The organism is Rouxiella silvae (assembly GCF_002093625.1).
In the GTDB taxonomy this organism is placed as follows: Bacteria; Pseudomonadota; Gammaproteobacteria; order Enterobacterales; family Enterobacteriaceae; genus Rouxiella; species Rouxiella silvae.
In genome coordinates, this window is the sequence record NZ_MRWD01000047.1 from 37,335 (window position 1) to 47,222 (window position 9,888).

At 51.3% G+C, this 9,888-nt stretch carries 13 protein-coding genes; all 13 read right to left on the bottom strand.

The features are described 5' to 3' along the window. Window positions 1-69: 69 nt before the first annotated feature. The 13 genes from BS639_RS17950 to BS639_RS18005 all read right to left on the bottom strand — a co-directional run bounded on the left by BS639_RS17950 (window position 70) and on the right by BS639_RS18005 (window position 9,688). Window positions 70-408: a head-tail connector protein gene (locus BS639_RS17950; protein WP_084983878.1), complete on the bottom strand. Its 339-nt coding sequence runs from the start codon at window positions 406-408 to the stop codon at window positions 70-72. After that, window positions 408-1,403, bottom strand: coding sequence for a hypothetical protein (locus BS639_RS17955; protein ID WP_084983879.1), 996 nt, complete (start codon window positions 1,401-1,403; stop codon window positions 408-410). Before BS639_RS17955 ends, BS639_RS17950 begins: the two co-directional genes overlap by 1 nt. Beyond that, window positions 1,400-2,770 carry a phage portal protein gene (locus BS639_RS17960; protein ID WP_084983881.1) on the bottom strand — a complete coding sequence of 457 codons (1,371 nt, stop codon included), beginning with the start codon at window positions 2,768-2,770 and terminating at the stop codon, window positions 1,400-1,402. Before BS639_RS17960 ends, BS639_RS17955 begins: the two co-directional genes overlap by 4 nt. A gap of 216 nt (window positions 2,771-2,986) precedes the next feature. Further along, entirely contained in the window at window positions 2,987-4,954 is a 1,968-nt protein-coding gene (locus BS639_RS17965) for a phage major capsid protein (RefSeq protein ID WP_084983883.1), read from the bottom strand. An 87-nt stretch (window positions 4,955-5,041) separates the two neighbouring features. Beyond that, on the bottom strand, window positions 5,042-6,703 hold the full coding sequence (locus BS639_RS17970) for a terminase large subunit (protein WP_084983885.1): 1,662 nt from the start codon (window positions 6,701-6,703) through the stop codon (window positions 5,042-5,044). 4 nt (window positions 6,704-6,707) lie between these two features. Beyond that, complete coding sequence (locus BS639_RS17975; protein ID WP_084983886.1) at window positions 6,708-7,196, bottom strand: terminase small subunit; 489 nt, start codon at window positions 7,194-7,196, stop codon at window positions 6,708-6,710. Window positions 7,197-7,356: 160 nt separating this feature from the next. Then, the gene (locus BS639_RS17980) at window positions 7,357-7,668 is read right to left on the bottom strand and encodes an HNH endonuclease (RefSeq protein WP_084983888.1); all 312 of its coding nucleotides are present in this window, start codon (window positions 7,666-7,668) and stop codon (window positions 7,357-7,359) included. Window positions 7,669-7,671: 3 nt separating this feature from the next. Beyond that, window positions 7,672-7,869: a hypothetical protein gene (locus BS639_RS17985; protein WP_084983889.1), complete on the bottom strand. Its 198-nt coding sequence runs from the start codon at window positions 7,867-7,869 to the stop codon at window positions 7,672-7,674. 10 nt (window positions 7,870-7,879) lie between these two features. After that, the gene (lysC, locus tag BS639_RS25360; RefSeq protein ID WP_456153889.1) at window positions 7,880-8,092 is read right to left on the bottom strand and encodes an Rz1-like lysis system protein LysC; all 213 of its coding nucleotides are present in this window, start codon (window positions 8,090-8,092) and stop codon (window positions 7,880-7,882) included. Further along, the gene (locus BS639_RS24935) at window positions 7,989-8,408 is read right to left on the bottom strand and encodes a hypothetical protein (RefSeq protein WP_158086940.1); all 420 of its coding nucleotides are present in this window, start codon (window positions 8,406-8,408) and stop codon (window positions 7,989-7,991) included. The genes lysC and BS639_RS24935 overlap by 104 nt, the downstream gene beginning before the upstream one ends. Next, window positions 8,405-9,037 carry a glycoside hydrolase family 19 protein gene (locus BS639_RS17995; RefSeq protein WP_084983893.1) on the bottom strand — a complete coding sequence of 211 codons (633 nt, stop codon included), beginning with the start codon at window positions 9,035-9,037 and terminating at the stop codon, window positions 8,405-8,407. The genes BS639_RS24935 and BS639_RS17995 overlap by 4 nt, the downstream gene beginning before the upstream one ends. A gap of 2 nt (window positions 9,038-9,039) precedes the next feature. Further along, window positions 9,040-9,321, bottom strand: a complete 282-nt coding sequence (locus tag BS639_RS18000) for a phage holin family protein (RefSeq protein ID WP_084983894.1) — start codon at window positions 9,319-9,321, stop codon at window positions 9,040-9,042. Further along, the gene (locus BS639_RS18005; protein ID WP_084983896.1) at window positions 9,308-9,688 is read right to left on the bottom strand and encodes a phage holin family protein; all 381 of its coding nucleotides are present in this window, start codon (window positions 9,686-9,688) and stop codon (window positions 9,308-9,310) included. Before BS639_RS18005 ends, BS639_RS18000 begins: the two co-directional genes overlap by 14 nt. Window positions 9,689-9,888 lie beyond the last annotated feature (200 nt).

The following is a 9,888-nucleotide window of genomic DNA, read 5'->3' on the forward strand; positions in this document are numbered from 1 at the left end:
TTTTACTCCACTTTTTTAGCCACTCTCGGCGGCGTTCACATCCTGAACAAGCCATAGCATCTCTCCTGACTAAACCACACTCGGCTGGCGCAGATCGTAAATCAGCATCGTGACCGCAAAGGGAAGATTACCCTGACTCAGTTTTTCCCCGTCCTCTCCACCTCGGTTCCGGTCCATATACCCCAGCAAAACCAGCAGCGCCGATTTCATTCGGGAAAGCTCGTTCGTTTCCTCAATAAGTTCACCAGCCGAGTTAACGATCAAGTCGCGACTGCCCTGAATGTATGAAAGTAAAGCTGCGCTGGCGCCCTGGATTTTTAGCGTCAAATCAGGGTCACCGTCGTCTTCATCAATACGCAGGTGATCTTTAGCTTCCTGAAGCGTGACAAGCATGATTGGGGTTGCCATTATTTATCCTTGCCGTCTCGGCCTCGTTTGGCGGCCAACGTCCAGCCTTTGGATCCAATCTCGCCAGGCTTGTCCGCCGTTTCATCGTCACAGTGCCAGAGCGAGCCACCCCAAGTGACGGTGTCGCCCGGTTGATACCCTTCACCATTTTTAAACACACCACGGTAAATAAGCACCGGCACGGAAAAGGTTTTTTCAACCATGACACCATCTGATAGGGACAGGTTGATGCTAAATTCCCGTTGTGCGTTCTGGATGACATCAATGCTGTGTACACCAGAAACTACGCATTCCCACCCAGATAGGCCCATCGTTTTCTGATAAGCACGCCATAGACCACCTTTGAACAAGGCATAGGTGCCACGAGGGTATGATTTTTCCTCGTTGATACCCGGGAGAACCTCAAGTTGCAGCGCGTCTTTGCCGTCTGCGCCGTTATGAACCTCAGGCAATGCGCTGACAGAAGCAGATACCTGTTCCTTTACCATTTTTTCTATATCGGGCAATTCAGGCAACTCAATACGCCCAATCGCGTCGGCCACCATTTTTTCAATATCAGGTAATTCCGGCGCAACCGGTAGTTCGATCCGCGACACGGCGTCCTGCACCATCCTCTCGATATCCGGCAATTCCGGCGCAACAGGCAACTCAATACGCCCAATCACGTCGGCCACCATTTTTTCAATATCGGGTAATTCCGGCGCAACCGGCAGTTCGATCCGCGATACGGCGCCCTGCACCATCTTTTCAATGTCGGGAAGCTTTGGCGCCGCTGGCTCCGGCAAGGTTGATACAGCAGCTGCAATCATGCCTTTGAAATCCGGAGGGGTCGCTTTAGCAAGAACATGCAGTTCTTCCCCCATGCTGGCCAGCTTCTCACCCACCAGCGTCATATGCTCCTGCAAGGCTTTATTGAACTGAATATTAATGTCAGAAATATGCGAGAAAAAGACCTCACCCATATGTTTTATAAGGGATAATTCACGCTCGTTCATGGGTTTATTATTCCTTTAAGCATGCTCTTCAGAATAAAGGCTTCTGTTTCAGACAGGGCCTTACGGCCCGAATTGTCTTCTGGCTTCACGGGTTCATTTTGTATTTCGGGGACTGCCGCCGGCGTACTGCTGCCCGTCTTAAACGGGTCGTCTTTAGCATCGCGCTTGGCCAGTGCTGCAAGGCTATAATTTTGCTGCTGAATGAGCGGCGATCCGCCACCGGTAACCGGCGGAAGATTCTCTTTTTTACGGGCCTCATTCGGTGCAAGCCAGCCACCACTGATCCCATCGCTGTGCGATTTGTAGCGGGCGCCGGTATCCATTCGAAGCAAAACGTTAAGGTCAAACTCGACGCCTACCTTACTGTCTAGGTCGAGGCCCTCATCGAGAAGAAGTTCTATTGACTCGATGTGTGTCTGCAAACACTGGGAGTAGTACTGCTGATCCAGCGCTTCAATATTGTTGTACGTTGGGGCACTGCCCAGCCCTACCTTATAGAGCGGGACATGAAAGGTGGAACAGACTATTTCAGCAGTGAGCTTGAGTTGCTCGACAACCTGAGAGTCGGTTGCACTCATGGCAAGGGGCACATATCCGGCACCGTCGGAAAGAACGGCTGTACGTCCTGCATTCTCTCCGGCATAGCCCGCCTCCCAGCCCTGCTTTAGCTCTCTCGCTTTATCAACACTTAATGAGCCGGGCACCGTTATGACGCCTGCCGGTTTTCCACCGTTCTTAAAAAAGTTGGCATTGCTGTTTTGAATATAATGCCCGTGCATCGCCGACACGCCGCAGGCGAAGATGGGAGAAAGCCCCACGAGGGGATGAAAGAGACAATTAAAACGGTCGTGGATAATTTCTCGCGCCGGTACCGTGACGGGCTCCAGCAGCCCGGCCACGTTATCAGCCATCAGTTGGTAAAATATTGCACCATCATCAGAAATGAGGGGCTGCACTCGGCTGGGGTCGAGAATTCTTAACTGTTCAATATCCCCGGCTGCATTCCTGATTTTCAGAACGTAGGTATTGCCATTAGTCAGTTTTGACACCATCCAGTTTTCATAAAACTGAATGCGCGTCTGAATAAAGTTTGGCTTTAAAAGCAGGCTGGAGACGGTCTTTTTTTCGATATCCTGCCAGGTGCCGTCGGAGTTTTTCCCCTTGAGCAGCACGGGCATCTTGCCAATATCGCCCGCAATCAGGCCTATCGACGAGAACACGGCATGTGAGGCAAGGACCACATCTTGCTTTACCTCAATATTCTTTTGCCAGGCCCCGGTAAAAGCCTCGCGAATTATCGAGACCCAGCCGCTCCCAGATGAAGGAGGTTGCATGGCTTTTTCTTTTCGACGAAACCAGTTACGCATTGCCGTTGCCCTTTTTATTACTGCCTCTGGCGCGTGCTCGCCTAGGTCGGTGATATTCCGCATAACCAAGAATCACCAATATTTCGGCGTCTCGCGCTGACAAAGTTCTGACCCGGCCTACGTGGGAGTCGTGGGTTTTTTTAAGATATTTAATTTCTTTCATATCACGCTCGATCCCAAAAAGAGGGGCCGAAGCCCCTCACGTTTTACAGGGTATTATTCGCCCGCTGGCGCAGTGGTTGTGGTTGTGCCTGAGCTGGTCGTATAGGCAACCGCAGTAATGACCGCAACGGCCGCCGTGCGGCGACGCTTCCAGTTAATCCAGCGTTCGGCACGGATAGCCACGCTGTTGGTCTGGAACATTGAGACCATTTCAGTTGCGCCAACCCCTGTGCCACTGTTACCTACCGGATCGCTGAGCATTTCCAGCGATGCTTCGCGAGACATATCGACCGCAACGCCTCCATCATCGGCAAGATAGATATCCGAGGCGTTTACCAGCACGAGAATGTTGCCCACATATTGAGAAACCACTGCGGGTAACCCCTGGAACGTACCGCCGAGCAAGGTCATATCCGGGTATTCTTTCTGTCCAAGCGCGTTCTTTCTCATCGAAAGAGCCAGCGCCGTTGATGCAGACATCAGCCAAACGGCACCTGTTGGTTGCAGATCATTATCAACAAACTGCTGGAATGCCGCTGCTGCATCCGTATCTGGGTCCCCTGTCGATGCAACGCCGACAATGCCATTGGTAATTGATGCCGGAGAAACATCGGCTACTGCCGCCTTAGCCGGATTAACAAAGTCCGTATCCAGACGGGCAATCACGGCCTCGGCCAGCGCATTACGAACCAGTGCATCAGCTGCAGGATTTGAGAAACGGATCAGCTCGTCGGTCAACACCGCAATTGCTGCCACCTTGGAAAAGCCGAACGTGACAGATTCGAAATCAAACTTGGTTAGTGGCTTGGCCTTTCCCTGCCCAACCCAGTTCGCCGAGCCGCCGGACGTCTGCGCCGGAATGCGCACGTTGAACGGTACCTGACGCAGGGAAGGAATATTGCCCTGTCCAAAGCGCCCGATAATGGTCTGCGGTCGCAGGAATTCGATAAAGTCGTTGGCATACTCCTGATACTCCACCAGACTTCCCGCCCACTTCGGATCGGTTGTGGTGCCCGCACCTACCGCGGCTTTCAGCACATGGTGAAGTTTGGCGTCATTGGGATATTGTTTACGCGCGATTTCTAAAGCCTCTGAACGACTGCCATTAGCAGCGGCAAGGGATTTCGCGAACCGCGCAAAGGCGATCCCTTTCTCCAGCTTTTGTTCGACGTGAATGATGCCAGGCGCGCGACTTCCAATAACTGGAACTTCTCCACCTGCAGCCTTAGTAACAGGCTTGGCTGATTTTGCCTGGTTATTTTCCATTTCATGCAAGCGGCCCAGATGCACGTCTACAGATTTGATTTCAGAAGAATTCAGGTCGTACTGTTCTTCTTCTTCAGCGTCTAGCGTTCGACCATCTTCTGCCGCTTTGGACATCACAGTATCTAATGCCGCTGCCAGCGCCGCGCGTTTTGCTTCAAAGCTTTTAATCTGCTCTGCGATATTCATGGTTTTTCCTTGAGTTTGAGGTGTTTTTTTTGCTGTAGCGCCAGCGGGGGATGGTGTTTTTACAACCGGCTTCTCTATACCTGACGCGGTTTGAGGTCGCAGATCGTATGATTTAATGGTTTGAATTGAACACTCAGCGTTAGCCGGAATAGTGACTGCTGAAACCTCAAGCAGGTCCCAGGTCAGAAAGCGAATGCCGGCATCGTCGAGAAAGGAATACTCCAAAGGCTTAAAGCCAATGGATAAGCCGCGAACAAGGCCTGATTTAATCGACGCCCAGGCTTCGTCAAGTCGTGCTGCTAGCTGTGACGGCATATCCGCCGTGGGCTTGACCAGTGTTGCGACAATCTCCAACCCGTTCTTTACCCGCTTGGGGGTGCAGGTGCCAATCGGCTGATTGCTGTCGTGCTGCCAGAGAAACGGCGTCTCTGCGTTAAACTTGGCCCCGTCTGGCTCCATGACGTCACCGTAACGATCGGGTGAAGGCGTCGAGGCAATGCCGGTTATGACCCGCTTGTCCTCATCAACGGCCTTTATCGTCATGAGGCTATAAGCACGTTGCTTTGCCATTTACTGACCTCCTGAAACGAAAAAACCCGCCGAGGCGGGTACATGGGTGAAGCTTTTATTCAAAGGAGTCACTGATTACCAGGACGCCTAAATAAAATGAATTTGATAATCTTTTTTGGTCGATTCCGGATTGAGCGCCATAAGTGACACGGCGTTAAAAAGCGCCATCAGCGGATCAATCTTCCCGGCACCGCTGACCTGCTTGGTGATCAATATGGCATTTCCCCGAGGTTCGACCCTGGCATTGCCTACGCACCAGTTCATCATTGCCTGCCCACCGTGAACAAGCCCCCCTTCTGCGAGCTTCCTTTCCGTGGTTTTTATAGCACCACCCAAACGCCATCCCTGACTGATGCCGACCACTTTCTCCTGGTCAATGTCGGCGGCCACCAACTCGTCAAGGATCGCGCCAATTCCCGAGGGGTCAATACCGATTTTATCCAGCAACTCAGCATCTTTTATCATGCACACAATCTCTGCAATTTCTTCAGTGTCCTGGCCGATGTATTGCACCAGCGTCAGATTGCCGGCAGCTGCAAAGTCATTAAGCTTTGAGGCTTCGCTCTTACGCCGCTCAAGCACAGACTCATGCGCCCAGGCGTGCGTCCAGGCCAACCACTTTCGCGTGTCTTTTTCACGACCGACAATGGCCAGCCCCAATAGGTCATCAAGGCCGCCACCGTCAATGCCGACGGTTATCACTTCGGCACGGCGGATAATGTCCTCCAAACTGACATTTTGAACGGCCTGCCCTTCCCAATAATCAACGCCTGCCCAGCGATCGCTGCGCAAGTTCATACCGATTTCGATATTTAGGTGTTTAGCCAGAAACTGCTGCAGCGCCCCGTCTATTTTGGGCAAGTTCTTTCTCAACTGATCCTCAAGCCACTCATTGCTGACAGAGCGACCAAGGTTGGGATTCGTTATGTAGAAATTTTTGGCTTGCAGATAACCTTTATCTTTAATCATCTGCTCGGGGAATTCGTAAAGAATACCCAGCGTTTTCGGGTCGTGAATTTTACCGTCACGCACGTCTCGCCAGTATTGAAGCTTTTGTTTGAAGATGCCTGCCGGCGGCTCATCACTTTGCGTGGTGAGGTAAATTACCCATCCCTCATCGCGTGATACCTGACCGCCCAGCGCTTCCATAAACATGGCTTCGGCTTTTTGCCGCTTACCGAATAACCAAAGCTCGTCCACGAGTACGCGGCCCGCTTTTTTACCCGACACAGTATCCGTATCGGCGGCGACCACTTTTAAGGTATTGCGCGTCACTCGGTGGGTAATGGTCCTGATATGGTCCTGAATCTGGAACATATCCATTAATTCTTCGTCAGCGCGGATCATGCCTGCAGCCGGTTTAAAGCTGTTGTCGGCGACTTCCTTGGTGGGTGCGAGGATTAAGTGCTCCTCATCTTCTCGCCAGCAAATTATCAGCGCCGTGAGCATAATTCCCGCTGCAATGGTAGATTTCGTGTTCTTTTTTGAAATAAGCAGCCCGTATTCACGGATCAGCTGCTTACCCGTCTCGGCGTCATATCCGCCGAAAATAGCATTCACGAAATCGAATACGAACTGGTCTGCACACTCACCAAAGGTGGGTTTGCCTGGTAAGTCAGAAACGCGCAATTCTTTAAATATAGAGAGTGCATGTGCAGCAGTTTCTTTAAAAATAGGTTCGGGGATGATGGATTGGCGATTGACCAGCCGTTTTTCCCAGTCGAGACATGCCGTCGCCCAGCTCACCATATTTTTACCCCTTGTTATTCACAACGAGCTTTGGCGCGGCCATTGCCCCGAATTTACTGGCCGCGACTTTCGCTGCGGCGTTTTGGGCAACCTTCTTCCCGCCCTCACCTTTTTTCGGATGAACATAAGGCAACATGGCCTTAGCAGCATCTTTTCTCACTTCTATCTCTTTTTGCGGGTCGTTCATGATTGATTTCAGGAACTCCAGCGGGTCGTCATAATCATCCGCTTTTGCACTCTCACTGGTCGGGCGTTCAGCGGGGATGTTTACCGTTGGGGTATTAACATTTCGGCGATATTCAGGAACGTCATCTACTTCTACTTTTTCATTCTTTTTACGCTCAATAAATGCGATGACCTCCGCGTCCTTTGAAAGCTGCGAACCCTTGGAGCGTGCGGAGTTCTCAGAATATCCTGCTTCAATGGCTGCATCTTTTTTAGACCTGCCGGACATCAGCGCCAGAGCGAACTTTCGCTTCTGGGCTGTTAACATGTTAATACCCTCCAAATGGGATTTTTTCTGCGCGTGAGAGGGGGCGAGGTTTCGTAGGCAAGGGCACCGGAAACTTTTTGATACCCCCCACCCCTGACGATGCAAATGAGAATCAATATCACCTAATCCAACAATGAATAGATACAAACGAGAACTAATATCATTTCAATTGATTCATGTCGTCTCGCGTCTTCTTGCCGTGGCACCCTTCAGGTCCGTTGCACAAAATCTGGCAGTTGCCGTCAGCATCTTCACCACCCAGATAGAGTGGCACAATGTGGTCCAGCTCAAATCCATGAGGGTACTCGGTCACGCGCCCACACTTCACACAGCATGGATTGTGGCGCCAAAGGCGCATACGTCGCTGCTGCAACTTATAGCCAGTCATTCGGTTATCAGCGATCACCATAGGCTTGACGATGCGCACGTCCATTGTCTGCACTCTTGGCCGTAGTGTCTTAAGCTTACCCATAGGTCAATCCAGATGGATAATGATAGGGTTTTCAGCCTGCTGCTCTTTGAGGTAGAACTGAGCATTAATCTTTGGAAGCTCGTTAGGGTTGGTGCTGATGGTCGTGCTTTCCTGCTGGTTGAGCAGTTCGCCATCAACGGCTAGCCCGTAACCAAAGAACTGGCCTTGCTTATACAATTTCGCTAACTGAATATGTTTCATGCTTCCTCACTTAACGTTTGGCTTCAACTCTTCGAATGCCATCTATCTGGCTATTACAGTTCTGCAGGTCGGTCAGCAGCAACTCATTCCACAGCACGCTAGCGCCGTATGTGATCGGGTCACTTGGCGGGGGTGATGGTCGGCACTGCTGTAGAAGACTTGCTGGTATCGGCGTTACCGGAACCTGAACGTATTGCGTTGTAGTGTGAGTACAGGCTGTCAGAAGCGGCAGAAGGAATATTAACCACAGCGCACGACTCTTTCTGAAGAACCGTTTTAATGATGAGCTGCCTGTTCTGACTTGCAGCTTCATTCTTTTTCTGGTCATTGAGCGTGGCTCCGGCAATGAGATTGAATATGCCGACACTCAGCGCCTGTGATTTGGTGATGAATTCGGCTTCGTTCTTCTGTTTGGTCAGCGTGGTTATCTCGCCCGCCAGGACGACAGATTTGCCGTGATAATGCAGCGCGGCCCAAACCAGAAGCGATAAGAGGGTTACCCCAACGATTGCGGAAATTACCGCCACTTTGTTAATCATACCGCCGCCAGCGCTTTGGTTGCGATAACCAGCCGGGCTTTGCGGTCTGCTAATCCGTTTGTGCCACCGTTAATACGTTGGGTGAGGCCGAGAAAATCACCGGAATCGGCAAAGCTGTTGCAGTTGTTTGCCTTCCAGAACCAGCCCGCCGAACGTGCTGCATATTCATCTTGCAGCAGCAGATCGGGATTAGTGATCAAATCAATGCCGAGCGCGCGGCCGCATGCCAGATAATTATCCAGGAAGGTGATTTGCTTAAGCCCGCGACCACGGAATTTATAACCATCACCTGCAGCCTTATTACCATAGCGGCCACCGTAAACCAGATTAGCTATGGCGCGCTGGCGCTCTATAGGCAGTGCACTTTCGCCATTACGGCGGCCGAGTTGTTCGCGCTGTGATGCAGTGAGGCGGCCACCAAAGGTAGAGAGCCCTGCAATTGAATAATTGAATGACTCTGAGAGGGTTATAAATCCACCAGATTCAGTACCGATCTGCGCAATGAATGCTGCCTGTCGCGCTGGCGTCGTAATGCCAAACTCGTTCATGGCTGCATAGACGTGCGGAAACCAGCGTGCAGCAAGCTCGGCGCTTATACCAGCCGCCTTTTGAAAGGTTTTTTCATTCATTGTTAATGTCTCAGCGCACTAATGAGTTTTGCGACATTTCCCCGCACTGCAAATACTGCAATACAGATCACGATATTCAATAAGAAGATTGCCCAGCGCGTCCCATCGTAATGATCAAACAGGAAACGCAGCGGAACATGCCCATAAATTAGGATAAGCAGGTAGGCAAGCCATGATGCCCAGCGGCGGTGCGTGGCACCGTTTTTACGAAAGAAGCTCAGCCGGATCACAACTAGCGTGCACACCACCACGTTCATGATTACCAGCGGGTTATTTATTTCCATTTTGCCCCCTCCACCGATCAATCAGTGACGTTGGGTTCTTTGCCCGGTTACTGGCGAACGTAAGCAGCTGCACTGCCAGTGCGGAGATAATCACCGCGCCCAGGGCGTCCAATGGTTTATCAGGGTAGCTGAGCCAAGCGGCCAGTTTAGCGCCAGCTACTCCGGCACCCAGCAGGCCGCACATGAATGACACGCCAAAATAAGAAATACGACGCCATGCGGACAGGTCAGCGGCGGATGTGACATAGAAGACTGCGCCAGCAAAGGCACCGAAGACTACACCGTAATCCAGCCCAGTGAACCAGCCGAACAGACCCACCGTGGCGAGCGCCGTTGAAGCCGCAGTAGCTGATACCGGCTCGGACATTGATAAACCCCTTATCGCTGTAGGTGTCCTCACAACCGAATTGAGGGCATAAAAAAAGCCGCCTAAGCGACCTTTAAACGAAAAAAACCCCGCCGAAGCGAGGTCTTTAAATTGTGTAAGCTACGTGACTAAGTAACCAATCTTAACAGATTACAATAGTTTTTGCGTACGCGTTAACTTTTTTGTATTGTGGATAAAAT

Excerpts from the sequence above, each read along its gene's own strand:
- BS639_RS17960 (WP_084983881.1), bottom strand. The coding sequence starts at position 2,770 with ATGCGTAACTGGTTTCGTCGAAAAGAAAAAGCCATGCAACCTCCTTCA.
- BS639_RS17995 (WP_084983893.1), bottom strand. The coding sequence starts at position 9,037 with ATGAATGAAAAAACCTTTCAAAAGGCGGCTGGTATAAGCGCCGAGCTT.
- BS639_RS18000 (WP_084983894.1), bottom strand. The coding sequence starts at position 9,321 with ATGGAAATAAATAACCCGCTGGTAATCATGAACGTGGTGGTGTGCACG.
- BS639_RS17980 (WP_084983888.1), bottom strand. The coding sequence starts at position 7,668 with ATGGGTAAGCTTAAGACACTACGGCCAAGAGTGCAGACAATGGACGTG.
- BS639_RS17955 (WP_084983879.1), bottom strand. The coding sequence starts at position 1,403 with ATGAACGAGCGTGAATTATCCCTTATAAAACATATGGGTGAGGTCTTT.
- BS639_RS17965 (WP_084983883.1), bottom strand. The coding sequence starts at position 4,954 with ATGGCAAAGCAACGTGCTTATAGCCTCATGACGATAAAGGCCGTTGAT.
- BS639_RS17970 (WP_084983885.1), bottom strand. The coding sequence starts at position 6,703 with ATGGTGAGCTGGGCGACGGCATGTCTCGACTGGGAAAAACGGCTGGTC.
- BS639_RS17950 (WP_084983878.1), bottom strand. The coding sequence starts at position 408 with ATGGCAACCCCAATCATGCTTGTCACGCTTCAGGAAGCTAAAGATCAC.
- BS639_RS18005 (WP_084983896.1), bottom strand. The coding sequence starts at position 9,688 with ATGTCCGAGCCGGTATCAGCTACTGCGGCTTCAACGGCGCTCGCCACG.
- BS639_RS17975 (WP_084983886.1), bottom strand. The coding sequence starts at position 7,196 with ATGTTAACAGCCCAGAAGCGAAAGTTCGCTCTGGCGCTGATGTCCGGC.
- BS639_RS24935 (WP_158086940.1), bottom strand. The coding sequence starts at position 8,408 with ATGATTAACAAAGTGGCGGTAATTTCCGCAATCGTTGGGGTAACCCTC.
- BS639_RS17985 (WP_084983889.1), bottom strand. The coding sequence starts at position 7,869 with ATGAAACATATTCAGTTAGCGAAATTGTATAAGCAAGGCCAGTTCTTT.